Annotated in this window: 25 protein-coding genes; 21 read left to right on the forward strand and 4 right to left on the reverse strand. The window is 70.9% G+C overall.

Features of this window, described 5'->3' with window-relative positions; all coding sequences use genetic code 11:
* The first annotated feature begins 476 nt into the window (after positions 1–476).
* The 15 genes from K3769_RS25175 to K3769_RS25245 all read left to right on the forward strand — a co-directional run bounded on the left by K3769_RS25175 (position 477) and on the right by K3769_RS25245 (position 15,726).
* Positions 477–758 carry a winged helix-turn-helix domain-containing protein gene (locus K3769_RS25175; RefSeq protein ID WP_267028598.1) on the forward strand — a complete coding sequence of 94 codons (282 nt, stop codon included), beginning with the start codon at positions 477–479 and terminating at the stop codon, positions 756–758.
* A 46-nt stretch (positions 759–804) separates the two neighbouring features.
* Positions 805–2,229 (forward strand): purple acid phosphatase family protein, encoded by a 1,425-nt coding sequence (locus K3769_RS25180; protein ID WP_267028599.1) that lies wholly within the window; start codon positions 805–807, stop codon positions 2,227–2,229.
* Between the two features lie 794 nt (positions 2,230–3,023).
* Positions 3,024–3,761: a hypothetical protein gene (locus K3769_RS25185; RefSeq protein ID WP_267028600.1), complete on the forward strand. Its 738-nt coding sequence runs from the start codon at positions 3,024–3,026 to the stop codon at positions 3,759–3,761.
* A 21-nt stretch (positions 3,762–3,782) separates the two neighbouring features.
* A complete protein-coding gene (locus K3769_RS25190) occupies positions 3,783–4,658 on the forward strand; it encodes a hypothetical protein (RefSeq protein ID WP_267028601.1) in 876 nt (291 codons plus the stop codon).
* Between the two features lie 115 nt (positions 4,659–4,773).
* Positions 4,774–6,084: a TadA family conjugal transfer-associated ATPase gene (locus tag K3769_RS25195; protein WP_267028602.1), complete on the forward strand. Its 1,311-nt coding sequence runs from the start codon at positions 4,774–4,776 to the stop codon at positions 6,082–6,084.
* An 83-nt stretch (positions 6,085–6,167) separates the two neighbouring features.
* On the forward strand, positions 6,168–7,190 hold the full coding sequence (locus K3769_RS25200) for a type II secretion system F family protein (protein ID WP_372515169.1): 1,023 nt from the start codon (positions 6,168–6,170) through the stop codon (positions 7,188–7,190).
* Positions 7,187–8,119, forward strand: a complete 933-nt coding sequence (locus K3769_RS25205; protein ID WP_267028603.1) for a type II secretion system F family protein — start codon at positions 7,187–7,189, stop codon at positions 8,117–8,119. The genes K3769_RS25200 and K3769_RS25205 overlap by 4 nt, the downstream gene beginning before the upstream one ends.
* Positions 8,120–8,215: 96 nt before the next feature.
* Entirely contained in the window at positions 8,216–8,467 is a 252-nt protein-coding gene (locus tag K3769_RS25210; RefSeq protein ID WP_267028604.1) for a hypothetical protein, read from the forward strand.
* Positions 8,468–8,632: 165 nt separating this feature from the next.
* Entirely contained in the window at positions 8,633–9,013 is a 381-nt protein-coding gene (locus K3769_RS25215) for a TadE family protein (RefSeq protein WP_267031536.1), read from the forward strand.
* Positions 9,014–9,019: 6 nt separating this feature from the next.
* Positions 9,020–9,454 (forward strand): TadE/TadG family type IV pilus assembly protein, encoded by a 435-nt coding sequence (locus K3769_RS25220; protein ID WP_372515027.1) that lies wholly within the window; start codon positions 9,020–9,022, stop codon positions 9,452–9,454.
* 2 nt (positions 9,455–9,456) lie between these two features.
* Entirely contained in the window at positions 9,457–9,936 is a 480-nt protein-coding gene (locus K3769_RS25225) for a TadE/TadG family type IV pilus assembly protein (RefSeq protein WP_267028606.1), read from the forward strand.
* Positions 9,937–10,094: 158 nt separating this feature from the next.
* Positions 10,095–13,091 carry a BTAD domain-containing putative transcriptional regulator gene (locus K3769_RS25230; protein WP_267028607.1) on the forward strand — a complete coding sequence of 999 codons (2,997 nt, stop codon included), beginning with the start codon at positions 10,095–10,097 and terminating at the stop codon, positions 13,089–13,091.
* Positions 13,092–13,098: 7 nt separating this feature from the next.
* Positions 13,099–13,857: a prepilin peptidase gene (locus K3769_RS25235; protein WP_267028608.1), complete on the forward strand. Its 759-nt coding sequence runs from the start codon at positions 13,099–13,101 to the stop codon at positions 13,855–13,857.
* A gap of 152 nt (positions 13,858–14,009) precedes the next feature.
* Positions 14,010–15,209: a cyclic dehypoxanthinyl futalosine synthase gene (gene mqnC / locus K3769_RS25240; RefSeq protein WP_248778739.1), complete on the forward strand. Its 1,200-nt coding sequence runs from the start codon at positions 14,010–14,012 to the stop codon at positions 15,207–15,209.
* A gap of 34 nt (positions 15,210–15,243) precedes the next feature.
* Positions 15,244–15,726 (forward strand): imidazolonepropionase-like domain-containing protein, encoded by a 483-nt coding sequence (locus K3769_RS25245; protein WP_267028609.1) that lies wholly within the window; start codon positions 15,244–15,246, stop codon positions 15,724–15,726.
* 107 nt (positions 15,727–15,833) lie between these two features.
* On the opposite strand, the gene K3769_RS25250 is transcribed toward K3769_RS25245, so the two are convergent.
* Complete coding sequence (locus tag K3769_RS25250; protein WP_267028610.1) at positions 15,834–16,238, reverse strand: VOC family protein; 405 nt, start codon at positions 16,236–16,238, stop codon at positions 15,834–15,836.
* Positions 16,239–16,333: 95 nt separating this feature from the next.
* Between K3769_RS25250 and K3769_RS25255 the strand changes: the two genes are divergently transcribed.
* Complete coding sequence (locus K3769_RS25255; RefSeq protein WP_267028611.1) at positions 16,334–17,338, forward strand: helix-turn-helix transcriptional regulator; 1,005 nt, start codon at positions 16,334–16,336, stop codon at positions 17,336–17,338.
* A gap of 86 nt (positions 17,339–17,424) precedes the next feature.
* On the opposite strand, the gene K3769_RS25260 is transcribed toward K3769_RS25255, so the two are convergent.
* Positions 17,425–18,459: a chitinase gene (locus K3769_RS25260; RefSeq protein WP_267028612.1), complete on the reverse strand. Its 1,035-nt coding sequence runs from the start codon at positions 18,457–18,459 to the stop codon at positions 17,425–17,427.
* A gap of 267 nt (positions 18,460–18,726) precedes the next feature.
* Here K3769_RS25260 and K3769_RS25265 point away from each other — a divergent pair, with 267 nt between their 5' ends.
* From K3769_RS25265 to K3769_RS25280, 4 genes are read left to right on the forward strand one after another with little or no spacing between them, the layout of a single operon-like run.
* Positions 18,727–19,026, forward strand: a complete 300-nt coding sequence (locus K3769_RS25265) for a hypothetical protein (protein WP_308216404.1) — start codon at positions 18,727–18,729, stop codon at positions 19,024–19,026.
* A 19-nt stretch (positions 19,027–19,045) separates the two neighbouring features.
* Positions 19,046–21,328, forward strand: a complete 2,283-nt coding sequence (locus tag K3769_RS25270) for a bifunctional polysaccharide deacetylase/glycosyltransferase family 2 protein (protein WP_267028614.1) — start codon at positions 19,046–19,048, stop codon at positions 21,326–21,328.
* The gene (locus K3769_RS25275) at positions 21,328–22,431 is read left to right on the forward strand and encodes an acyltransferase family protein (protein WP_267028615.1); all 1,104 of its coding nucleotides are present in this window, start codon (positions 21,328–21,330) and stop codon (positions 22,429–22,431) included. Before K3769_RS25270 ends, K3769_RS25275 begins: the two co-directional genes overlap by 1 nt.
* Positions 22,432–22,468: 37 nt before the next feature.
* Complete coding sequence (locus K3769_RS25280) at positions 22,469–23,164, forward strand: demethylmenaquinone methyltransferase (protein ID WP_267028616.1); 696 nt, start codon at positions 22,469–22,471, stop codon at positions 23,162–23,164.
* A gap of 188 nt (positions 23,165–23,352) precedes the next feature.
* Here the strand turns inward: K3769_RS25280 and K3769_RS25285 are convergent, their stop codons facing one another.
* Both K3769_RS25285 and K3769_RS25290 read right to left on the reverse strand, forming a co-directional pair.
* Positions 23,353–23,691 carry a PASTA domain-containing protein gene (locus K3769_RS25285; protein ID WP_267028617.1) on the reverse strand — a complete coding sequence of 113 codons (339 nt, stop codon included), beginning with the start codon at positions 23,689–23,691 and terminating at the stop codon, positions 23,353–23,355.
* A gap of 115 nt (positions 23,692–23,806) precedes the next feature.
* Positions 23,807–24,313 (reverse strand): GNAT family N-acetyltransferase, encoded by a 507-nt coding sequence (locus K3769_RS25290; RefSeq protein ID WP_267028618.1) that lies wholly within the window; start codon positions 24,311–24,313, stop codon positions 23,807–23,809.
* A gap of 142 nt (positions 24,314–24,455) precedes the next feature.
* On the opposite strand from K3769_RS25290, the gene K3769_RS25295 reads away from it, so the two are divergent.
* A complete protein-coding gene (locus K3769_RS25295) occupies positions 24,456–25,787 on the forward strand; it encodes a geranylgeranyl reductase family protein (RefSeq protein ID WP_267028619.1) in 1,332 nt (443 codons plus the stop codon).
* Positions 25,788–25,841: the final 54 nt, after the last annotated feature.

Here is a 25,841-nt window from a genome sequence, read left to right on the forward strand (position 1 = left end):
ACTCCGGGCACGCGTAGACGTTGAAGCACGGGCCCGTTGCCGCGTGTACCTCGTGCACCAGTACCGGCCTGGCCGTCATGCGGTGGCAGCGGGCGCACATCCGCACCGCGGCGCGCGTCATCGGGCGGCCACCGGCACGCCGTGAATGCCCTGTTCCGCTGCGCGGCGGCCACGCACCGAGCTGAAGCGGGGCGGCGGGACCGGGATGAACCGGAGTGGTGGGAGTGATCCGAGGCGGTGACGGCCTCGCGGGCGCGGGGTGCACAGGTTCAGCACCCAGGCGAGGGCGCGGAGAGTAAGGTCCGGCACGTTGACGCTCCTTGAGTTTTAAGCGTTGGCCATGCCCCGGGACGGGTCGCGCCGTCGCCGGGGTGTTTCATGTGACAGGCACGGTACAGGGTGCAACTGGGAGGTGTATAGCGGTTTGCCGTGCTCCAAGGAGCCATGCAGTTCAGTGGTGTCGTACGTTGTTCGATATGACACCAGAGTCAGGGCAGTCGCCGATCGACCCGACGAAGATTGCTTACGTCTATATGCAGATGGCGGACCACATCGAGGCCCGCATCCGCTCCGGGGAACTGTCGCCAGGAGCGCGGCTGCCGGGTGAGCGTGACCTGGCAGAGGAGTACGGGGTCGCGCACCTGACCGCGCGCCGGGCGACGCGTGAACTGCGCGAGCGTGGACTGGTGCTCACCCTTCCCGCCAAGGGCACCTTCGTCGCCTACCCCGACACGTCAGGCGACGGTCAGGAGCAGTAGGGGGACGTAGAAGTTCGCGTTCACCACACCTGGGCACAAAACAGGCATGCCATGCTGCCTCGCCGCCCCGCACGCCCTCCTTCGAACCCTCCGCTCCGCAACCCGTCCCCCTGACGCCGTCTCCGCCGTCAATCTGGAACTGGTGACCCTCACCGAGGACCGGGCGGTCATCACCTGGCACACCGGTGTGAGTTCGGAGGGCGAGGTCGTCTACGGCACCCACCCCGCCCACCTGAACCGGACCGCCTCCGAGGGCCGCGACACCGCGCACCACCACGTGGAGCTGACGGACCTCGAACCCGGCCAGACGTACTACTACCAGGCCCGCTCCCACGGATCGGCGGCCACGCCCACCCCGCTTCACCTGGTGAAGGGGAACGCCGTCGGGACCTCCCTGTACGGATTCGGCAGCCACGGCGGTCCGTACTCCTTCACCACGCCCCAACCCCCGCCCGGCCGCCACCTGCTGTCGATCGCCCTCTGCAACGACCTCCACCTCGGCGAGACCACCGCCGGGCTCGTGACGGGCGTCCCGTTGATGCGCGGCATCTCCCAGCGCCTCGGCCTCGGCCCGTACCCGGAGATCATGGGCCGGGCCCTGGTGGAGGAGGCGCACCGGCGCGGGGCCCGCCAACTGCTGGCCGCCGGAGACATATCCGCCGGCGGGGCGCCGCGGGACCTGACCGAAGCCAGACACCTGCTGGACGGGTTCGGCACGCACGGGCAGGACTACTTCGTCGTGCGCGGGAATCACGACCGGCGTGGTCGGCAAGAGGCGCAAGATCAGCAAGGGCTGGAAGAAGGGCGCGGGGACACCTTCCTGGACGCCTTTCCCGCCCACGGCGGGCCGGGCGGCGAGTCCGCCTACTTCGCCCGTGACCTCGGTGGCCTGCGGATCATCGGGCTCGACACGTACGAGAAGCGAGGGAACGGGGCCGGGTCCGGCGGGCTCTCCGACGAGCAACTCGCCTGGTTCCGGGCCGATGTGCGGGCGCACAAGGACCAGCCCACCGTGGTCTTCGGGCACCACCCGCTGACCGTACGCAACTCACCGTTCCCCGTGACGAGCGGGCAACGCCTCAACCGCCGCCAAGCCCGGACGATCCTCGACGCGTACGCCGCCGCCCCCGGCGTCTTCCTCCACCACGCGGGCCACACCCACCGCAACAAGCGCACGGTCCTGCCGCAGGCGCGGCACGTCACCTTGCAGGAGGTGGGCGCCGTGAAGGAGTACCCCGGTGGTTTCTGTCTGCTGCGGATCCACACGGGCGGGTACGCCCTCAACTACTACAAGGCGAGCGGCGGCCCGGCGCGGGAGTGGAGCGAGCGGAGCAGGCGCGTCGCGGCGGGGCTGTGGCCGCAGTACGCCCTCGGCCGCTCGGTCCGCGACCGCAACAGCGTCGTCGTACGCGATCTCTCAGGCATCACGCCGACGGTGACGCGACGGCCCGCCCTGCGTGGCCCCGCCTGAGGCGCGACGCTGCCTGAAGCGCTACGCCGTCTGAAGCGTGGCGCCGTCTGCGGCGGCACACACTCGGCCCGCCGGGTCAGCGCAGCGCAGCTGAGCTCAGCTTCGCGTTCTCCGCCATGACCGACTTTGCGAGGGCGGTGGCGAGGTGGACCGCCACCCGCTTCACCTCTTCGTGCGGTTCGTCGGTCGGCGGCGCCTCCGCCCCCGGCGCCTCCGCCCCCCCGGTGCACCTCCGCCCCCGGCCCCCTCTGTCACCGAGAACCACCCGCCGCACACCCGCTGCACACCCGCCGCACACTCGCCGTCCGTCCGCCCGTGGCTCAAGATCATCGCCCGCTCCCGCAGCCCTCCCGTGAGCGTGTCGTGCAGGGATGATGGACGCAGCGTGACCGGCATCCGGCGGGGCGGGAGTGGATGATTCGCTGGTGCACAGCGGGGGCCCCGTCCGGAACCCCGAGTGCGGGCCCTTGTTCAGCAACGTCTCCAGCACGTCTCCAGCAGGGAACCGAACGCCTCGCGTTGCGCGTGGATAACGTCGTGGCGTGTGGGATTCGCGGTAGTGGTCGCGCCTTGAGGGGCTTATGTGCTGCTGATACGGTGCGGTGACTTGACACTCGTTCCGGCCATGGCTATTCGGGGCATTTCGACGGCTGTCCGACCAGGTCGGGCGGTGTGCGCGGGATGTCCGGCATGCCCGGTGTGGGCCCGGTGCTCGAAGTACGTCAAGTGCGCCGAGTGGCGTGCCAAGTGTCCTGGATGAAGAAAACCTTCTTGGGTGTACGGGGAGCGGTTGCGTGAAGATCCAAGAGCGTACGGGGGCGGGCAACAACCGTTCCTCCGCGCCGGTTCAGCCGACGATGGGGGAGCGCCTTCCCTCGCCGCCTCGCGAGCGCAAACCCGCGCTGGCCGCACTCGCGGTGCTGCTGATCCTCGTGGGTGCGCTCGGGGCGACCATGCTCGTGCTGCGCGCCGGTGACCGTATCGAGGTCGTCGCGGTGACCGCCGACATCCAGCCCGGTGAGTCCGTCGGGGGCAACGTGAAATCGGTGCTGGTGGCCGACGACGCCGGGGTCAATTACATCCATTGGACCCAGATCAAGACCCTCAAGAAGCTCAAGGCCAAGTCCACGATCTACAAGGGCACCCTGGTGATCGGCGAGATGTTCGGCACCGAGGCCAGCATCCCGGCCGGCAAGGCCATCGTCGGCCTCTCCCTCAAAGAGGGCCAGTACCCGGAGGGCATCGCGCCGGGTGACCTCGTGGCCGCCTACCAGGTCGGCAACAACACGTCCGCGAACTCGGGCGACAAGACGGACTCCGGTTCGACCGGCTCCTCCGGCTCCGCGGGCAGCGCAGGCACCCCGATCGTCGACGACGCCCGGGTCACCAAGGTGCCGGACGGCAGCGCCGACAGCACCATCAGCAGCACCAACCAGCGCGTCACCGTGACCGTCGACGAGAGCGATGCCGCCGCGCTGGCCCGCGCCGCCGCGGCGAACGAGGTCGCCCTCGTCAAGGTCCCCGGCAACTAGCGGCGGAGAGTCACACACACCATGGCCCTCATCGCTCTCGCCGCGGACAAAGGCTCCCCCGGCGTCACCACGACGGCCGTCGCGCTCGCGGCGGTCTGGCCGCGCCGCACGCTGCTCGCCGAGACCGACCCGGCCGGCGGCGACCTCGTGTACCGCAGCGCCGCGGCGCACGGCGGACCGCTGAACCCCAACACCGGCATGCTGTCCATCGCCGCGACGGCCCGCCGCGGCCTCGTACCGGATCAACTGTGGGACCACGTACAGCCGTTGAGCGGTGGTCTCGAAGTGCTCGTCGGGCTCGCGCACGCCGAGCAGGCGGCCGGGCTCGCCGGGCTGTGGCCCACCCTCGGCCGTGCCTTCGCGCAGCTCGCGGACTCCGAGCACGCGCCCGCCGACGTCATAGCCGACTGCGGACGGATCAGCGGCGAGTCCCCGGCCGTGGAGATGTTCTCGCAGGCCGCGCTCGTCCTGCTGGTCTCGCGCACCGAGCCGGAGGCCATCGCGCGGGTGCGCGACCGGGCCGCCGCGCTCACCGCCAAGCTGCACGGCGGTTCGCGCGGCGCGGCGGCGCTCGGCACACCCCTCATCGGTGTCGTGCTGATCACCGACCCCGGCGACTCCGCCAAGATCGTCCACCAGGTCGACGACATGCTGATGGCCGCGCAGACCGGTGCCCGGGTCGTCGGCACGATCGCCGACGACCCCACGGGCGCGGACCAGTTGGCCGGCCGCAAGCGCGGGCGGCTCGACAAGTCGCTGCTCATCCGCTCGGCGCGCAAGGTGACCTCGGACCTCTACCAGCAGTTCGGCGCGGCCTGGTCCGTACCGGCGGCCGGTGGTCCGCACGGCCAGGGCGGCGGCCCGGGCGGCCGGCCCACCGCCGGAGCCGGCCGATGACCGCGGCGCACAAGCAGACGCACAAGCAGACGCAGAAGCAGAAGCAGTCGCAGTCGCAAACGCAGACGCACAAGTGCACGCATAAGCACACGCACAGGGCGACGGGGGTCGGCCGATGACCGCTGTCGACCATCAGCTGGTCAAGCGGTTCCGGCAGGAGGCCGGTGACCGGATCGCCGAGCAGCGCCGCCTCGACCAGGTCTCCGGCGTCACGCCGATGTCCAACGAGGACGAGCGGCAGTACGCCCGCGCGGTCATCGCCCAGATCCTGGAGGAGTACGCCCGTACGGAGATCAACTCCGGGCGTACGCCCCTGGACGCCGAGACCGAGGAGCAGTACGCCGCCGCCGTGCACGCGGCGCTCTTCGGGGTCGGCCGCCTGCAGCCCCTGCTGGACGACCCCGAGGTCGAGAACATCGACATCAACGGGTACGACCAGGTCTTCGTCGGCTACGCGAACGGCGAGGAGGTCAGGGCCGAGCCGGTCGCAGAGACCGACGAGGAGCTCATCGAGCTGATCCAGATCCTCGGCGCGTACTCGGGTCTCTCCTCCCGGCCCTTCGACTCCGCGAACCCGCAGCTCGACCTGCGGCTGCCGGACGGTTCGCGACTGTCCGCCGTCATGGACGTCACCCGCCGGCCCGCGCTGTCCATCCGCCGCGCCCGCATGGGCAAGGTCTTCATGTCGGACCTGGTCGGCAACGGCACGCTCACCCCCGAGGTCGGGCACTTCCTCGCCTGCGCCGTACGGGCCCGTAAGAACATCATGATCGCGGGCGCCACCAACGCCGGGAAGACGACCCTCCTGCGCGCGCTCGCCAACGAGATCCCGCCGCAGGAACGCCTCATCACCGTCGAGCGCGCCCTGGAGCTGGGCCTCGACACCTTCGCCGACCTGCATCCGAACGTCGTGGCGTTCGAGGAGCGGCTGCCCAACTCCGAGGGCCAGGGCATGATCTCGATGGCCGAACTGGTCCGGCGGTCGCTGCGTATGAACCCCTCGCGCGTCATCGTCGGTGAGGTCCTCGGCGACGAGATCGTGACCATGCTGAACGCGATGTCGCAGGGCAACGACGGTTCGCTGTCCACGATCCACGCCAACAGCTCGCACGAGGTGTTCAACCGCATCTCCACCTACGCGCTCCAGGCCACCGAACGCCTGCCCATCGAGGCCAGCCAGATGCTCGTCGCGGGCGCCGTGAACTTCGTCGTCTTCGTCCAGCGGCGCAACAACTTCGAGTCCGGTGGCCGGCTCCAGCGCGTGGTCACCTCGATCCGCGAGGTCAACGGTGTCGACGGACGCGTCCTGTCCAGCGAGGTGTTCGCCGAGACACCGGACGGCCGGGTCCTGCCGCACGCGCCGATCTCCTGCCTCGAAGACCTGATCCAGTACGGCTATCGCCTGCCCGGCGGGAACTGGGGGTGAAGGGGATGGGGGGTGAATTGATCATGCAGGAACCGACCATGACGACGACCATGACGACGACGACCACGACCATGACCACGACCATGGACCGGCCGAACGTGACGCTGGCCGCTCTCGACTCGCTCGGCTCCATGGGCGGGCTGTTCTCCACGACCGTCCTGTACGCGCTCGCGTGCGGCATCGCGGTGGGCGGCGGCCTCGCCCTGCTCGCCGCCGCGGTCCGCGGGCTGCCCGTCAAGCCCGAGCACGAGAAGCAGAAGGCCTCCGAACGGGCCTCCGAGCTCGTACGGTTCGCCGGCCGGCGCGGTTCGATCGCCGCCATCGCCGGGATCGTCGTCCTGCTGCTCACCCGGTGGGCCGTCGCCGGTATCGCGACCGCCGTCCTCGTCTTCTTCTGGGACAAGCTCTTCGGCGGCGCCTCCGAGGAGAAGGCCGCCATGAAGCGCGTGGAGGCGCTCGCCTCCTGGACCGAGTCGCTGCGCGACACCATCGCGGGCGCGGTCGGACTCGAACAGGCCATCCCCGCCTCCGCGCGCGCCGCCGCGCCGGTCCTGCGCCCGCACCTCGACGCCCTCGTCGACCGCCTGCGCTCCCGTACGCCGCTGCCCGAAGCCCTGCAGCAGCTCGCCGACGAGATCGACGACGCGTCCGCCGACATCATCGTGGCCGCGCTGATCCTCAACGCGCGGCTGCGCGGCCCGGGTCTGCGCCAGGTGCTGGGCGCGCTCGCCAAGTCGGCGCGCGAGGAGGTCGACATGCGTCAGCGCGTGATGGCCCAGCGTGCCTCGACCCGCCGCTCGGTGCAGATCGTGGTGGCCGTGTCGATCGCCTTCGTGCTCGGTCTGTCCATCTTCAACCGCGAGTTCGTCGAGCCGTACGGAACGGCCGTCGGTCAGCTCGTACTCGCGTGTGTCTGCGGTCTGTTCGCGCTCGGCTTCTGGTGGCTGCGCAAGCTGTCGACCATCGAGACGCCGGAGCGGTTCCTGGTGCGGGACGAGTCGGCGGTCCAGTTCGTCCGCCCCCGGACGCCGGGGTCCCAGCCGGGGTCCCCGACGCCGTCCCAGACGCTGCCGCATTCGTCACCGGAGGAGGGGGTACGCCGATGAACTCGACCCTGACCCTGCCCGTCCTGGTCGGCGCCGTCCTGGGCCTGGGCGTCTACGTCCTGGTCCGCGCCCTGATGCCGACCAGGCGCAGCGCGGTCGCCCAGGTCGCCCGCATCGACGCGATGAGGGCGCGGGGAGCGGCGTACGAGTCCGCGCACCGCACCTCGGACGCCGACGGCGGACGGCTCGGCGGTGTACGGGCCCGGGTCGGGCAGCGCGTCGCCGAGCTGTATCTGCAGCAGGGCTGGGAACAGCGCTCGCTGCGGGCCGACCTCGCGGTACTCGACCGGAGCTGGGAGAACTTCCTGGCGACGAAGGTGCTGCTCGGGGCGGCGGGAGTGTTCTTCGGGCCGCTCATGTTCGCCGTGGTCTGGACACTCGGCTTCGGCCGCAGCCCCGCCATCCCGGTCTGGCTGGCCCTGCTCTTCGCGGTCGTCTTCTTCTTCCTGCCGGACCTCGAAGTGCGGCGGGACGCGGCCGAGAAGCGGCGTGACCTGCGGCGCGTGATCGGCGCGTACCTCGACCTGGTGTCCATGAGCCTGGCGGGCGGACGCGGTCTGCCCGAGGCGCTGATGGCGGCGGCCGAGGTCTCCGACGGCTGGGCCACGCAGCGCATCCGCAACGCGCTCGCGGACGCCCGGATCACCGGCATCAGCCAGTGGCAGGCGCTCGGGTCGCTGGGGGAGGAGATCGGGGTCGAGGAGCTGAAGGACCTGTCGGCCTCGCTGGCGCTGGTCGCGGACGACGGCGCGAAGGTGCGCGAGTCGCTCGCCTCGCGCGCCGAGACGATGCGGCACCGCGAACTCGCCGAGATCGAGGGCAGCGCGGGCGAGAAGTCGCAGTCGATGCTCGTGGCGCAGCTGCTCCTGTGCGCCGGATTCCTGGTCTTCCTGATCTTCCCGGCGGCGATGCGCGTGTTCCAGGTCTGAGCCCGGCAACCACCACTACTCCTGCTACTCCTGCTACTCCTGCTTTTCCTGCACCGACCTGAACTGTCTTGAACTGTTTCGAGAGGACAACTCACCATGACTGGACGGAACTACAGCACCGGGATCCCGGGGGTGGACTTCCTGATCACCTTCCTCCAGGGCCGGGTGCAGCGCGCCCGCTCCGGCGAACTCGACCGTGGTGCGTCCGCGGTGGAGTGGGTCATCATCTCGGCGGTCGTCGTGGCGATCGTCGGTGTGGTCGCCGCGATCATCAACGCCGCGCTCAGCGACGGTGCCAACAAGGTCGGCGACTGCATCAAGGGCGCGGACGCGGGCAGCACCTGCTGATCAGGCCGGCCCCGGGTCCGGGCCGACTCTGCGGATTCCGCCGACACCGCGGCTTCCGCAGCCGATTTCTCTCTTACGTACACGGGGTTGCCGGTGAGCGCACGACGCCTGGTCCGCTGGGTACGCCGCCGGGTGGAGGCCGCCTCCGCCCGCGGCGACTCCGGCATGACCGCGATCGAGTTCGTGCTGCTCACGCCGGTGCTCTTCTTCATGATCTTCGCGACGGTGCAGTTCGCGCTGTACTTCTTCGCCGACCACGTGGCGCAGGCGGCGGCCCAGGCCGGGGCGCGCAAGGCCCGTGCCACGGCCGACGAGTCACCGGGCGCCTGGCGGGGTGAGGCGAGGGACGTCGTGGACAGCTATATCGCCCAGCTGGGGCCGCAGCTGGTGCTCGGGCCCGACGTGAAGCTGCTCCAGCCGGACCAGAACACGGTCGGGGTGGAGATCACGGCGAAGGTGCCGTCGGTGTTCCCCGGGCTCGATCTGACCGTGCACGCGCAGTCGGTGGGGCCGGTGGAGCGGTTCGTCGAGGATGACGGGAACTAGAACCAGATGCGCCCAGTGGTGAGGCGACCGCTTTCGCGCGGCGCCGACCTCGGAGACCGGGGGCTGTCCACCGTCGAGGTGGTGATCCTCGCTCCGGTGATGATCCTCTTCATCCTGGTGCTGGTGGCCTTCGGGCAACTGGTGGACGGGCGGGGAGCGCTCGACGGGGCGGCCAGGGACGCGGCCCGCTCCGGTTCGCTCCAGCGCGACCAGGGTTCCGCGATGGCGGAGGCGCAGAAGGCCGCGGACGCGGATCTGGCGGACGTCTGCGCCGGTCCGGTGACGGTGACCAAGACCAGCGCCGGTTTCGAGGACGCGGACCTCTTCACCGTGGAGGTCAGCTGCGAGGTGCGGGGGCTTGCGATGCTGGGTCTGGACGTACCGACCCGCCTCGATGCGTCGTTCACCTCGCCGCTCGATCCCTTCAAGAGGAAGGCGTGAGGGTGTCTTTCACAGGGCGTGCGGGGGAGAGGGTGCACGGGTGGGCACGGGGCCGCCGCGCGCGCCTCGACGACCGGGGGTCGGGGGCCGGCGCGGTCATCATCTTCGCGCTCGTCTTCCTTTCCCTTTCGGCGTTCGTCATCGACGGCGGCCTGTCCATCTCCAAGCGCGAACGGGCCGCCGACATCGCGGAACAGGCCGCCCGTTACGCGGCCCAGGACGTCGACCTCGACGCGCTGTACGAGAACGAGGGCGGCGGCGCGCCGATCCTCTTCGAGAACTGCGGCGCCCGCGTGAAGGCCTTCGCCCGCGAGATGGGCATGACCGGCGCCGACATAGCGGCCACGAACTGCGTCGCCGCGAACGCCGACCAGGTCGAGGTGGAGGTCCAGCTCACCTACTCACCGGTCTTCACGGGCATGTTCTACGGCGGCGACGTAACGGTCCGGGGGCGGGCTGTGGCGGAGAACGAGGTGGGGTGAGCGGGCGGTCTGCCGGATTCCGGGAGCGGATGGTGATGAACCCGCCGCAGTCGAGGCTCGCACCTTCTCCCCACCCTTCGACAGGCTCAATACGATCTAAGTAGGCTCAGCACACCCCCGTACTCCCTCCCTCCCCACACGACATCAGGACACCCGCCATGGCGCGACGTACCACTTCCAACCCGCCGGGAAGCTCGCCGGGTCCGAGGAATCGGACGCCGCAGCCCCTGCCCCGGCGCCGCCGCTCGGTGGGGGACTTCGTCAAGGCGTTCCTCGCCCTGCTCGCCCTGCTCGTGCTGCTCGTCGGCGTGCCCGGCGCGCTCGCCGTGCAGATCGGCTGGCCGCTGCCCTCCGGGGCGCCGTCGACGGAGTGGCTCCAGCAGGAGATCACCGTCGACACGTTCATCAACGTGCTGACCGTCGTCGTCTGGCTCGCCTGGGCCCAGTTCACCGCCTGCGTGCTCGTCGAGATGAAGGCCGCGCTCTCCGGCGTCGGACTGCCCAACCGCGTACCCGGCGCCGGCCCGAGCCAGCTGCTCGCCCGCCAGCTCGTCGCCGCGCTGCTGCTGGTCGGCGCCGCCGCGGCGAGCTTCACGCCGGGTCTGTCGCAGCTGGGCCAGCAGTTGGAGGGCAACCAGCGGCCCGCCGTCGCGGCGGCGGCCCAGCAGACCCCGGGCGGGCTGATCGCACAGCAGCAGGCGCAGACCGCAGCGAGCGCCGCCGCACTGGCCGAGCAGGCCGCCGACGCCGCCGCGCACGCGGAGGGCGGCCTCGCGTCCGAGGACGCCACGAAGTTCTACCGGATCCAGCCGCCCGAGGGCCGCCACCACGACTCCCTCTGGGAGGTCGCCGAGCGCCATCTCGGTGACGGACGCCGGTACAAGGAGATCTACCAGCTCAACAAGGACCGCGCGCAGCCCGACGGTTCGAAGCTCTCCGAGGCCAGCCTCATCCGGCCCGGCTGGATCATGGAGATGCCCGGCGACGCCCGCGGCGGCGAACTGGTCGAGATGCCCGACGAGGCCCCGAAGGTCTCCCCGGACGTCCAGCGCCAGATCTCCGACTACGCCAGGACCGGCGGCGCCCGGGAACAGGGCCGCCCCGGACAGCACGAGGCGGGACAGCAGGGAGCGGGACAGCAGGGCGGCGGGGCCGGCGCGCGGGACCGTGACACCGCGCACATCACCCTTCCCGAGCAGCGCCCCGGCCAGGGAGCCGAGCAGGACGGGCAGGAACATGCCGCGCCCGCCGCCGGAGAGGGCAGCGGGTTCGGGCTGCCGCAGGCCCTCCTCGGCGCGCCCCTCCTCGCCGCGGGGCTCCTCGGCGCCCTCGGCAGGCGCCGCCGCCAGGCGCTGTGGCAGTCCGCGCTCGGTGCCGTCGGCGGGCGCCGCGGCATGGAGCCGCCCACGCCCACCGGTGCCGCCGCCGACGCGCAGGACGCGCTGCTGGTGGGGGCCGACCCCGAGGGCGTACGCCTGCTGGACCGGTCGCTGCGCGGGCTCGCCGCCTCGCTGGCCGGGGAGTCCCGTCCGCTGCCGACCGTGTACGCGGCCTGGATGGGCGGCAACGGCGATCTCCACCTCCAGCTCGCCCAGCCGGCCGGCCGGCCGCCCGCGCCGTGGCAGCTCGGGCAGGACCCGACGTTCTGGATGCTGGCCCGCGCCGACGCCGAGCGGTACGAGGAGGTGGACACGGCGGCCCCGTACCCCGGACTCGTCAGCCTCGGCACGATGGACGACTCGCGGCTGCTGCTCAACCTGGAGTCGGTCCCCGGCATCGTCTCGCTGAGCGGGCGCGAGCAGGACCGGGCGGGCGTCTTCGCCTCCGTGGCCGCCGAACTGGCCACCAACGGCTGGTCCGACCGCATGACCATCACCCTCGTCGGCTTCGGCGAGGACCTGACCCCGCTCGCCCCCAACCGGCTCCGCCACCTCGACGACATCGAGGCGCTCGTGGAGACCATGGAGGCGGAGACCCGGCAGCGGCGCGGCGCGCTGGGCGCCGCCGGTCACGACTCGGTGCTCACCGGGCGTACGGGCCCGGCCCAGCACACCCGGTGGGCCCCGCACCTCGTGCTGCTCGCCGCCGAGCCGTCCGCCGAGGACGCCGTCAAGCTCGCCGAACTCGCCGCCGACGCCAGTCGGCTCGGCATCGGCTACCTCGTCGGCACCCGGTCCGGCGAACTGCCCGGCGCCGCCTGGGAGATGGAGATCACCAGCGAGGGCAAGCTCCTCGCCCCGCTCCTCGGCCTCGAACTCGACGCGCAGCTCCTGCCGGTGTCCCAGCAGCGGGCCGTCGTCGAGCTGTTCACCGACGCCGACCCCGACCACGACGACGACCGGCCCACCCCGACACCGCCGTTCCTCGTCGACATCAGCGAACAGGGACGGCCAGCGGTGTACGCGCGGCTCGTCGGCCCGTACGAGATCATCGGGCTCGACACCCCGGACGGTGAACGCAGCGCGCTGCTCCACGAGGCGCTGGCACTGTTGCTGCTGCACCGCGAGGGCGTGCACCCGCGGGTGCTGTCCTCCGCGCTCTGGCCGCGCGGGGTCACCGACGACGTACGGGACGCCCTCGTCGAGCGGCTGCGCGCCTGGCTCGGCGCCGACCCCGACGGCACACCCCGGCTCGCCGCCGACGCGACCGGCCGGCTCAAGCTCGCCAAGTCCGTGGTGTCCGACCTGGACGTGCTGCGCTCGCTCTACCACGAGGCCACCCAGGGCCGGGGCGTCGGCAGCCGTGCGGTGCGCGGCCGGCTGCTCACCGACGCGCTGGTGCTCGTACGGGGTCCGCTGCTCGCCGAGCGGCCCGAGGGGCGGTACGGCTGGCTCACGCACGAGATCATCGACGCCCAACTGCCGCTGCTCGTCGCGGACATCGGCCTCGCCCTCTCCGCGTTCCACCTGGAGAAGGACCGGGCCGAGAAGGCGATCGAGGCGCTCGACGCGGCGCTGGGCTCCGCGCCCGGCGACGAGCGGCTGTGGCACGAGCTGCTGCGGGCCACGCACGCGACCGGCGACAGCGACCGGCTGAAGCGGCGCGCGGCGGACCTCGTCGCCCGCAGTGGCGCGCGCGGCCTGCCGCCGCGGACCGAGGCGCTGCTCGACGAGCTGCTGCCGACCTGGCGCAGCGGCGTCGCCGCCGCGGGATGAACGGCCGATGAGCAGCCTTCAGCCGATCGACCTGATGGTGATCGTCGGCGCCGTCCTGTGGGGCGGCGCCGCCGGTCTCTTCGTGCCCCGCCCCGCGTACCGCTTCTCCGTCGACCCCGACGAGCCGTGGGCGGACAGGTGCCCCGCCGGGCACCCCCTCGCCGCCGGACGCTTCGGGGGCTGGGTCGGCCCGGCCCGCTGCCGGGAGTGCGGGGGGCGCGCGTACGGTCCCGGCACCCTCCCCGTCGTCCTCGCCACCGCTCTCGTGTGCGGTGGCCTCGCCGTGGCCACCGGCATCCGCCCCGAACTGGCCGTCTGGCTGCTGCTCGCCCCCCTCGGCGTACTCCTCGCCGTCGTCGACTTCCGCGTCCAGCGCCTGCCGGACGTGCTGACGCTGTCCCTGGCGGGCGCCGCGCTCGTGCTGCTCGCGGGCGCCTGGGCGGTGCCCGAGCGCGCGGGGTACTGGCCGACCGCGCTGTACGGCTCCCTGGCCCTCGGCGGCGGCTACTTCGTCCTCTTCCTCATCAGCCCGAACGGCATGGGCTTCGGCGACGTGAAACTCGCCCTGGGCCTCGGCGCCGTCCTCGGCTGGTACGGCTGGGGGACCGTACTGCTGGGCACGTTCGCCGGGTTCCTGTTCGGCGGGCTGTACGGGATGGGGCTGGTCGTGGCCCGCAAGGCCGGACGCAAGACGTCGATCCCCTTCGGGCCCTTCCTGATCGCGGGTGGGTTCGTGGGCCTGCTGATCGGTGCGTACGCCGCCTGACCCGAGCCCCACCCCGGGGTACACCGCCTGACGTCGGGTGGCCGGATCGGCTGGCGTACGCTGGATCAGTCCGTCCACCCGTCTCCCACCACCACCCTTGTTTTGAAGCGCTTCGCGCCTTTCCTGATTCCCCTATGAAAGGGACCGCTCCGGTGACCGAGAAGGCCGACCTCCAGTCCGTCCTCGACCGTGCCGCCGAGGGTGGGCGGATCACCCCGGAAGAGGCGCTCGACCTCTACCGCGACGCTCCGCTGCACGCGCTGGGCTCCGCCGCCGACGCCGTGCGCCGCCGTCGGTACGCCGGTACGGAACACATCGCGACGTACATCATCGAGCGGAACATCAACTACACGAACGTCTGCGTCACGGCGTGCAAGTTCTGCGCGTTCTACGCCCCGCCGAAGGCCACCGACAAGGGCTGGACGCGCGACCTCGACGACATCCTGCGCCGCTGCGCGGAGACCGTCGAACTGGGCGGCACGCAGATCATGTTCCAGGGCGGGCACCACCCCGACTTCGGCGTCGAGTACTACGAGGAGCACTTCTCCGCGATCAAGGCCGCGTACCCGCAGCTCGTCATCCACAGCCTGGGGGCGAGCGAGGTCGAGCACATGGCCCGGATCTCCAAGGTCAGCGCCGAGGAGGCGATCCGGCGCATTCACGCCGCCGGGCTCGACTCCTTCGCCGGCGCGGGCGCCGAACTGCTCCCGGCCCGTCCCCGTAAGGCCATCGCCCCGCTCAAGGAGAGCGGCGAGCGCTGGCTGGAGATCATGGAGATCGCGCACAACCTCGGAGTGGAGTCCACGTCCACCATGCTGATGGGCACCGGCGAGACCAACGCCGAGCGCATCGAGCACCTGCGGATGATCCGTGACGTACAGGACCGGACGGGCGGCTTCCGCGCCTTCATCCCGTACACGTACCAGCCCGAGAACAACCACCTCAAGGGCCGTACGCAGGCCACGCTCTTCGAGTACCTGCGGATGATCGCCATCGCGCGGCTCTTCATGGACAACGTGGCCCACATCCAGGGCTCGTGGCTCACCACCGGCAAGGAGGTCGGCCAGCTGTCGCTGCACTACGGCGCGGACGACCTCGGTTCGATCATGCTGGAGGAGAACGTCGTCTCCTCGGCCGGCGCCAAGCACCGCTCGAACCGGATGGAGATCATCGACCTGATCCGCAAGGCGGGGCGGGTGCCGGCGCAGCGGGCCACGACGTACGAGCACCTCGTCGTCCACGACGACCCGGCGAACGACCCCGTCGACGACCGGGTCCAGTCGCACATCTCGTCGACCGCGATCGAGGGCGGGACCGCTCACCCCGAGCTGAAGCTGCTCGCCTCCAACTAGGCGGCCTGGAGCGCGGAGCGGGGGTTCTGGTCCGGTGGCGCTGACGATTCACGCGGCGGACGAGCTGCGGTACGGCTGGGACGACCCCGGTCCCGGCTCCAACTCCGGTTCCGGTTCCGGTTCCGTCAAGGGCGGGGCCGTCGCCGTGGAGGGTGACCGGGTCGCCGCGACGGGGTCCCTGGCGGAGCTTCGCGAGCGGTTTCCGGGGGCCCGGGTGCGGGTGTGGCCCGGGGTGCTCGGGCCCGGCCTGGTGCATCGGGGGGTCGTGCCGGACGCCCCCACGCCGCGGGAGCGGGTGCACGCTCTGCTGAAGCTGGGGGCGGTGGCCGTGTCGGCCCAGTACGCGGATACGGCCGAGTTGCGGGCCGCCGCGGAGCGCACGGATGTGGTCGTGCTGGCTGATCCGGCGCCGCGTGTGATCCGGCCGAGGGGGCGGGCCGATCTTGCCGTGTTCGACGAGGACGGCGTGTGCGTGGCGACGGTGTGCGCGGGGCGGTTGGTGCACCGGCGCCGGTAGCTCCGCTGGTTGGGCTCGTGGGTTGGCTGCGGGTGCGTCGTGGCTGGGTGCGCAGTTCCCCGCGCCCCTAAGAGGTGGGGGTGAGCCGTGCTTTGCAGCGTGGCTGCTCAGTTGATGGGCGCGAACTTCTCCTTTGCCGCGTCCGTCACCGGGGTGAAGAAGTTGACGAGGTTGCCGTCGGGGTCGCGGAGCAGGAGTGAGCGGTTGCCCCAGGGCATCGTGGTGGGCTCCGTCACGAAGTCGGTGACGTACCCGGTCAGGTTCTTGTGGACGGCGTCCACGTCCTCGACGAGGAACTCGGTGATCACGCTCTGGTTCTCCGCGGGGCGGGCCGAGCCGGGGGCGAACAGCGGAACCGTGCGGGTGCTCGCGATCGCGAGGGTGGCGTTGGGGGTGCCCAGCTCGGCGAAGTCGTCGTTGGCCCAGGCCGCCGTCAGGCCCGTAACCCGCTCGTAGAACGCGACGAGCCGGGCGACGTCGCCGGTGATGATGCGGATCGAGACGAAGTTCATGGTGATCTCCTGGTCGGAGCGGCTGTCTGCGGTGCTTCGCAGGCTAGGACAGATAGAGGACAGTTCCGGCCCGGTATCGCCGCTAGGCTGCGGACATGTCCAAACCCGCCGGCCGCGTACTGAGCCTCCTGGAGCTGTTGCAGTCGGGTGGCACCAGGTCCGTGGCCGAACTGGCCGAGCGGCTCGGCGTCGACCCACGTACGGTGCGGCGGTACGTGGGTCAGCTGACCGACCTCGACGTGCCCGTGGAGTCGGTGCGCGGCCGTTACGGCGGCTACCGGCTGGGCCCCGGATATCGCCTGCCACCGCTCATGCTCAGCGACGACGAGGCGCTGGCCGTGCTGCTCGGCCTGGTCGCCGGCCGCCGGACCGGGCTGGTGGCTGCGGGACACACGGCGAGTGGGGCGGTTGCTGGGACGGCGAGCGAGACGGCCAGCGAGACGGCGTCGGCGAAGATCCGGCGGGTGCTGCCCCGGCACGTGGCCCGTCGGCTCGACGTACTCCTGGAATCGCTCGCCTTCACGGATCGGCCCGGTGAGTTCGACGCTCCGGACGCCGACGTCCTGCTCACTTTCGCCGACGCCGTGAGCCACTGCCGGCCGGTCGCGATGAGATACACGGGCGGCGACGGCCGGCGCGGCGAACGCACGCTGCACGCCTACGGGATCGTCGCCCACTCGGGCCGGTGGTACGTCACGGGCCGGGACGCGGTGAGCGGCGAGGACCGTACGTTCCGGCTGGACCGCATCGCGGACGCGCGGACCCTGCCGGGGTCGTTCGAACCACCCGAGGGACTCGACCCCGCCCAGCGGGTGGTGACGGGCTTCGCGACGGCCGGGTACCGGTACGAGGTGTCCTTGCGGATCGAGGGAACGACGGAGCAGATCCGCGCCCGCCTCCCCGCGAGCGTCGCCACCCTGGAGGAGGACGAGGGGAGCGAGGGCTGGCAGCACGTCCGGATCCGGGCGGAGCGCCTCGACTGGCTGCCCCCGGTACTGGCCTCCCTGGACCGCCCGTTCGTCATCGAGTCCCCCGCGGAACTACGCACCCTGGTCACCGCATTCGCCACCCGCCTGACCTCATACGCCGACCACTCTTGAGGGGCGCGGGGAACGGCGCAGTCCTTTGTCTTTAGGGGGCGCAGCCCCCAAGGGGCGCGGGGAACGGCGCGATCTCTGGTTCCCGCTCAGCCCGTGAACGCCTCCGCGAACGCCCCCGCCTCCTGCTCGACCCCACTGCAGTCGGTCGCCGCGTCATCCGCAGAGGCATCGTCCCCGCACCGCTGGTCCCGGAACGTGGACCACATCGACACCCACGCGACCCCCTTCTCCTCCGCGAACGCCCGCACCTCCGCCGCGTCCGCCAGGGAGAACGTCTCGTTGTCCACGTCGTTGACCCCCAGCATCGACGTCAGCGCGAGCCCTTTCCACGCCCCGGAGTCCGACAGCCCGAAGACCGTCTTCAACTGGCCGTGGGCCGCCCGCGCCGACGTCTTCGCGTAGTCGCCCATGTCGTCGTCGTACGAACTGCCGTAGTTCATGGTCATGATGTTGACCGTGGACACCTCGACGCCGTGGTCGTTGGCGGACTCCAGCAGCGCGACGCCGTCGTCGTCGAGACCGGACGGCATGACGGGCAGCGTGAAGGTGACCGACAGGTCCTCGCGCTCCTTCTGCAGCAGCGCGATCGCCTCCGAGCGCAGCGCCACCGAGTCGGAGTCGGCCAACTGCGTGCCCTCGACGTCGAAGTCGGCCTCCGTCGTCCCGGCCGCGTCGAGCGCCTTCCCGTAGGCGGCGGCCAGCTCCGACGCGCTGTCACAGGTCGAGGCCAGCTCCTTCCCGGACGCCCCGCCGAAGGAGACCCGCACGGCCGAGCCCGACTCGGTGAGCGCCGAGATACGGGACTTCACCGCCGAGTCGCCGATCGCGGTCGTGCCGTTCCAGGACGGCGTGCAGGCGCTGCCGTCCGCGATGACGAAGGCCAGGTTGTACGTCGACGGGGAGCCGGCCGAGTCGTTGCCGGAGGCGGTGGTGGCGCTGACGTACGGGGCGTAGGCGGTGCCCGACGTGGTGCCCGACGCGCTCTCGGAAGGTGACGCGCCGCTCTGCGGACGGCCCGCGCCGGCCGCGTCGGAGGTGTCGTCCTTGTCCGAGGAACACCCCGCCGTGGCCAGGGTTATCGCACAGACGAGCCCGGCAGCCGGCTTCAGGAAAGTCCTCATCGCGCATGCTCCCACTCTCGTGATTTCCGAAGTGGAAATGTCTCACGGGAGATCCCGCCGCACGAAACCCTGTCCGGCGATCGCGGATTTTCTCAGGTAAAGGACAGGGTCGGTCATTTCTCATGGCCGTCTCACAACGGAATCAGAGTTTCGGACACATAAAGGCTCCCTAATATCCGGGGAATGCATTCCGAGCCTGCCATCGAATCCCGCGCCGCAGAGCGCGGCCGTCGCCGCAAACGCGGCAACGGGCCTGAAGACGGTCCCGTGTTCGTTGACAACTCCGGCCGCAGGGCCAGGTTTCTGCGCCGGATCGGCACCCTTCTCGGCGTCGTCTGCATCGGGTACGCGGTCGTCCTCGGCATGGCGTTCATGGGGTGGGGCCCCTCGCTCACTCCGTCCGCGCTGCTGCCCTTCGGGGCCGGCGGTCCGAACGCCGGCCGGAATTCTGGACCCGGCAGTCCGCCCGCGCGGCCCACCGGAGCCCCGCCCTCGGGCATCGCGACCGGCGCGGCGCCCACCGCCGCCCCGACGGCGTCCGCGTCCGCCTCCGCGGCTGCCAACTGACCGGAACGGACCCCCACTCATGGCTACTACGACGCCCTCGCGAGGCCGCCGGCGGGCCCCCTCCCGGATGACCCGGGCCGCGGGCAAGGCAGCGGCGCTGCAGAAACCGCGTGTCATCCTCGCCCTGCTGCTCCTTCTCGCGCTGACCAGCGTGATGCTGCTGGACGGCTATCTGCGCTCGGAGGTCGGCGGGGACGAGCGCGTGCGCAGCGACGCCGGTTCGAACAAGGTCCCGAACTCCGTCATCGACGGCGGTCCGATCCTCTCCTTCAGGAACGGCGAGGCGCAGTCCCGGTCCGTCCCGGACAAGACCATCGCGCTCACCTTCGACGACGGCCCCAACCCCACGTGGACGCCCCAGATCCTGAAGATCCTTCAGGAGAACGACGTCCCGGGTACGTTCTTCCTGGTCGGCTCGATGGTCTCGCGCTACCCGTCGATCGTGAACGACCTGGTCGACCAGGGCAACGAGGTCGGCATCCACACCTTCACGCACGTCGACCTCTCGTACCAGAGCGATGCCCGGATCCAGCGGGAGATGGCCCAGACGCAGCTCGCCCTGGCGGGCGCGGCGGGCATCACGACGACGCTGTTCCGTGCCCCGTACTCCTCGGAGACGGACGCCATCGACAACTACAGCTGGCCCGTCTACAAGAGGCTCGGCGCCGAGGGCTACACCAGCGTCTTCGTCGACACCGACAGCGACGACTGGAAGCGGCCCGGCGTCTCGAAGATCATCAAGTGGGCCACGCCGTCGAAGAACAAGGGCGCCTCGGTGCTCTTCCACGACGCGGGCGGCGAGCGTTCGCAGACGGTGAACGCGCTCGGCACGTACATCAAGAAGATGAAGGCGAAGGGTTACACCTTCACCACCATCAGCGGAGCCACACAACTGGCGGACGCCGAGAACGCTGACAGCCGGCAGCCCGGCACCGGCGAGGCCCCCGGCGGCCGGCAGGGCGAGGGCCTGGGCCGGCAAGGTCAGGGAGCCCAGGGTGGCAACGCGCTCCAGGCCGCCCACCGCACCGCCACCGGTACCACCCTCTACGAGGGCAAGGCGCTCGTCGCCGCGGTCGCCGTCGCCGAGTGGACCGTACCGGGGCTCGCGACCGGGCTCGCGGTCGTCGGCGTCGCCGTCATGGGCCGCTTCGGGATGATGCTGATCCTCGCCCGCAGGCACTACCGCAGACGCAACAGGCGCCGGTTCAGCTGGGGGGAACCCGTCACCCGGCCGGTCAGCGTGATCGTGCCCGCGTACAACGAGAAGGAGTGCATCGCCAACACCCTGAAGTCGCTGGCGCAGAGCACCCATCCCATCGAGATCATCGTCGTGGACGACGGTTCCACGGACGGCACCAAGGAGATCGCCGAGGCGCTCGGCATGCCGAACGTGCGCGTCATCCGCCAGGAGAACGCGGGCAAACCGGCCGCACTCAACAACGGCGTGCGCCACGCGAGCCACGACATCGTCGTGATGATGGACGGTGACACCGTCTTCGAGGCGGACACCGTACGGCAGCTGGTCCAGCCCTTCGCCGACCCCGGCATCGGCGCGGTCGCGGGCAACGCCAAGGTCGGCAACCGCGACACCGTCATCGGCGCCTGGCAGCACATCGAGTACGTGATGGGCTTCAACCTCGACCGCCGTATGTACGACCTGCTGCGCTGCATGCCCACCATCCCGGGCGCGATCGGCGCGTTCCGCCGGGAGGCCGTGCTCGCGGTCGGCGGGATGAGCGAGGACACCCTCGCCGAGGACACCGACATCACCATCGCCCTGCACCGGGAGGGGTGGCGGGTCGTCTACCAGGAGCACGCCAAGGCCTGGACCGAGGCGCCCGGCTCCCTCAAGCAGCTGTGGTCCCAGCGCTACCGCTGGTCGTACGGGACCATGCAGGCGCTGTGGAAGCACCGCAAGTCCCTCACGGACAGGGGCCCCTCGGGCCGCTTCGGCCGGGTCGGCATGCCCCTGGTGGTGATCTTCCAGATCGTCACGCCGGTCTTCGCCCCGCTGATCGACGTGTTCACCGTCTACTCGATGATCTTCATCGACTTCGAGGCGTCGCTGCTCGCCTGGCTGGCCGTCCTCGGCGTGCAGCTCGTCTGCGCGGCGTACGCGTTCCGGCTCGACCGGGAGAAGTACCGGTATCTGCTGATGATGCCGCTGCAGCAGCTCGCGTACCGGCAGATGATGTACCTCGTCCTGATCCACTCCTGCGTCACGGCCCTCACGGGCGGCCGGCTGCGCTGGCAGAAGCTGAAGCGCACGGGTGAGGTCGGTACGCCGGCCGGGGTGGGCTGATGGGCTCGCACCGCCGTGGTGGTCCGTCTCCGGCAGCGGCCACGGAAGTCCCGCCGAAGCCGCGCCGTGCCGCCGGCCGTGACCGGTACTTCGACACCCTGCGGGCTCTCGCCCTCGTCCGTGTCGTGACCTACCACACCTTCGGCTGGGCCTGGGCGGGCATGGTCCTGCCCTCCATGGGGATCATGTTCGCGCTCGCCGGCACCCTGATGGCGAAGTCCCTGGAGCGGCCCGCGTTCACGGTGATCAGGAGCCGGGTCCGCCGGCTCCTGCCGCCCTTCTGGTTCTGGGGCTTCTTCGTGGTGGTCGCGATGCTGATCCACGGCTGGATGCCCGGCTGGCGGATCGTCTACTGGGTCGTGCCGCTCGGCGACCCGCCGGGCAGCGCGTGGGGCGAGCAGGCCTGGGAGATCCTCTGGTACCTGCGGACGTACCTCTGGTTCGTCCTGCTGTCGCCGCTGCTGCTGAAGGTCTTCCGGTCGGCCCCGGCCGCCGTCCTGGTCCTGTCGCTCGCGCCGATCGTGGTGCTCCAGTTCCTCCGGCAGCCGCCGGACGACCGCTTCGGTGTCGGACTCCTCGACCTGGCCACCTACCTGTTCTGCTGGATCCTCGGCTTCGCGCACCGGGACGGGGTGCTGCGGCGGCTGAAGCCGTTCCCTGTCGTCGTCCTCTCGCTCGCCGCGCTCGCGTACGGCGGCTGGTACGCCCTCACACACCGGGCCGGGACCGGCTCGTACGACCTCGATGACATCCCGTACGCGCAGGCGTTCTGGTCGGCCGGGTTCGTGACGCCGCTCATGTACGCGAAGGCGCGCCTCGGGATCGACTTCGCGTGGCTGGCCCGCTTCGGGCGCCTCGACCGGATCGTGCGGATCTTCAACGCCCGCGCGGTGACGATCTACCTCTGGCACGAGCTGGCGCTGATCCTCGCCGTCCCGCTGATCGACCAGTTCTGGAAGGTCCCCGCCTTCGAGACATATCTGCCGCTGGAGAGCCAGTGGTTCATGTTCGGCGTCGGCTGGCTCCTCATCGGCGTGTTCGTCCTGCTGTGCGGATGGGTCGAGGACGTGGCGGCGAGGGCGAGACCGCGACTGCTGCCCTGAGCCGTGTTCCCGGGATGCGTACTGCCACAATGGGACCGTGACCCGCGCATCCCTGAACAAACAGCCGCACGAAGTCGCCTCGATGTTCGACGACGTCGCGGAACGCTACGACCTGACGAACGACGTGCTGTCGCTGGGCCAGGACCGGGTGTGGCGCAAGGAGGTCGCGAAGGCGGTCGACGCGCGGCCCGCTCAGAAGATCCTGGACCTCGCGGCGGGCACCGCCACCTCCTCGCTGCCCTTCGCGCGCACGGGCGCGTACGTCGTCCCCTGCGACTTCTCCCTCGGGATGCTCCGGGTCGGCAAGAAGAACCACCCCTGGCTGCCGCTCACGGCGGGCGACGCCACGAAGCTGCCGTTCAAGGACGACACCTTCGACGCGGTGACGATCTCCTTCGGCCTGCGCAACGTGCAGGACACGGACACCGCGCTGCGGGAGCTGTACCGGGTGACGAAGCCCGGCGGACGGGTGGTGATCTGCGAGTTCTCGCACCCGACGTGGACGCCGTTCCGCACGGTCTACACCGAGTACCTGATGCGCGCGCTGCCGCCGGTGGCCCGCGCGGTCTCCTCGAACCCCGAGGCGTACGTCTATCTAGCCGAGTCGATCCGCGCGTGGCCCGACCAGCCCGCCCTGGCCGAACGCCTGATCGGGGCCGGCTGGTCGAAGGTGGCCTGGCGCAACCTCTCGGGCGGCATCGTCGCGCTGCACCGCGGTTACAAGCAGGGCTAAGGGCTGTCCCGTAACTCCCGGTGGATCAGCGTGCGGCGTCAGATGCGGCGCATCGCAAGGCGCCGGGTCGCCCTCATACCGGGTGTATTCGGGCGATCCGGCAACGCCGCGAGGTGCCGTAGCTGTCGTCGTGCGCCCGCCGGGAGTTACGGGACAGCCCTTGGGCGTCTGCGAGCGGCGTCCGGCGCTCACCTCAGGAGCGCGTAGGGGTCGTGCGGGGGGTCGAGTTCGCGGTGCAGGCCGCCCGACGGCGGCGGGGGCAGTCGTGGTTCGCGTACCCCCGCGCCCCCGCCGCCCTCACCCTCGCCGAGGTCGAACCACACCGTCACGACCGTCCCGCGCGGCACCTCGGAACCGGGCAGCGGGTACTGGCGTACGACGTAGTCGACGACCGTCAGGTCGAAGTCGGGCCGGTCGGGCGCGGCGAGCAGCACTCCACGCGCCTCGGCCGTCTCGCGCGCGTCCACAGCCATCAGGCCGACGAGCCGCGGTACGCGCACTTCGGGTGTCTTGCGTGGTATGCGCACAGACGTCACCCCCAGCGGTACCGGCAGGGTAAGCCCATGCCGGGCCCCGCCGGAAGGCGTGGGAGGGCGGGCCCCGGGAGGCGGCGGAGGGCCGGCCGCCGGTGGTCCGGGCCCGTCAGAGAGCCAGTCGGTAGCAGTGCCCGAACTGATCCGTTTTCGGTGACGTGAACGTCTCCGCCAGCTCCATGCCCAGGCGTCTGGTCACGGCGATCGAGCGTTCGTTGCGGGAGTTCACCATGGCCACCACCTGGCTGACGCCCGTCGTGCGCACCCGTTCCAGCGTGGCCCGCGCCGCCGCCGTCACGTACCCCCTGCCCCAGTAGTCCCGGCCGAGCCGCCAGCCGATCTCGATCTCGCCCTTGGGGCCCCACTCGTACGGCCACGGCTGGGCGCCGGTGAAGCCCATGACCCGGCCCTCCTCGTCCAGCATGGTCCAGAAGCAGAAACCGTGCTCGGCGTCGTGCCGGCGCTGGCGGGCCGTCAACTCCTCGTAGACGGACAGTTCGGCGGATTTCCCTCCGTGGAACTCCATCACGTCGGGGTGATCGAAGGCCCGGTGCCAGGCGAAGGCGTCCTCGTCGGTGGGGACGCGCAGGTGTACCACGGGGAGAGCTCGGTTCACGGGGCAGCCCTTCAGCCAGGTGATCAGTACCGCTGCATAGACTGCCCATGTCCCGTGCCCGTCAGCACGCGGATTTCGAGACTTCGCGCTCGAAGACCGCACTCACAGACTTCGAGCCTTCGAGACCTGGGGAGACCCCGCCGTGACCGAGTCCCAGTCCCAGCCCCTCTCCGAACACTCCTCGCCCCTCTCGGAACACTCCGCCGACGTGATCGTCGTCGGGGCCGGGCCGGCGGGTTCCACCACGGCGTACTACCTGGCCAAGGCCGGGCTTGATGTCCTGCTTCTTGAGAAGACCGCGTTCCCGCGCGAGAAGGTGTGCGGCGACGGACTGACGCCCCGCGCCACCAAACAGCTCGTCTCCATGGGGATCGACATCTCGGAGGAGGCGGGCTGGCTCCGGAACAAGGGGCTCCGCATCATCGGCGGCGGCGTCCGCCTCCAGCTGGACTGGCCGGAACTCGCCTCCTACCCGGACTACGGACTCGTCCGCAAGCGCGACGACTTCGACGAGCAGCTGGCCCGGCAGGCGCAGAAGGCGGGCGCGCGGCTGTACGAGCGCTGCAACGTCGGCGCCCCGATCGTCGACGACCGCACGGGCCGCATCACCGGCGTCCACGCGAAGCTCGGCGACGCCGACTCCAAGGAGAAGCGCGAAGTCACCTTCCACGCGCCCCTGGTCGTCGCCGCCGACGGGAACTCGACGCGGCTGTCCCTCGCGATGGGCCTGCACCGCCGCGAGGACCGCCCGATGGGCGTCGCCGTGCGTACGTACTTCACGTCCCCGCGCCACGAGGACGACTACCTGGAGTCGTGGCTGGAGCTGTGGGACCGCCGCGGGCCGGGCGAGGACCGGCTGCTGCCGGGCTACGGCTGGATCTTCGGCATGGGCGACGGCACGTCCAACGTCGGCCTGGGCGTCCTCAACACCTCGTCCTCGTTCAAGGAACTGGACTGGCGCGAGGTCCTGAAGGCCTGGTGCGCCTCGATGCCGGCGGACTGGGGCTACACCCCGGAGAACATGACGATGCCGATCCGCGGGGCCGCCCTGCCGATGGCCTTCAACCGCCAGCCCCACTACACGAAGGGGCTGCTGCTGGTCGGCGACGCGGGCGGCATGGTCAACCCCTTCAACGGCGAGGGCATCGCGTACGCCATGGAGTCGGGGCAGATCGCCGCGGACGTCATCGTCCAGGCGCAGGCCCGCGCGACCCCCGCCCAGCGCGAACTCGCCCTGCAGCGCTACCCGAAGGTCCTCAAGGACACCTACGGCGGCTACTACACGCTCGGCCGCGCCTTCGTGAAGCTCATCGGCAACCCGAAGGTCATGAAGATCGCCGCACAGCGCGGCCTCACGCACCCGATGCTGATGAAGTTCACCCTGAAGATGCTCGCCAACCTGACGGACCCGACGGGCGGCGACGCGATGGACCGCATCATCAACGGCCTGACGAAGGTGGCTCCCCGGGCCTGACCGCGCGCACGCTTGTGGGCCGTTCCCCCGCCGGGGAACGGCCCACAAAAGCGT

The sequence above is a fragment of the Streptomyces ortus genome (assembly GCF_026341275.1).
In the GTDB taxonomy this organism is placed as follows: Bacteria; Actinomycetota; Actinomycetes; order Streptomycetales; family Streptomycetaceae; genus Streptomyces; species Streptomyces ortus.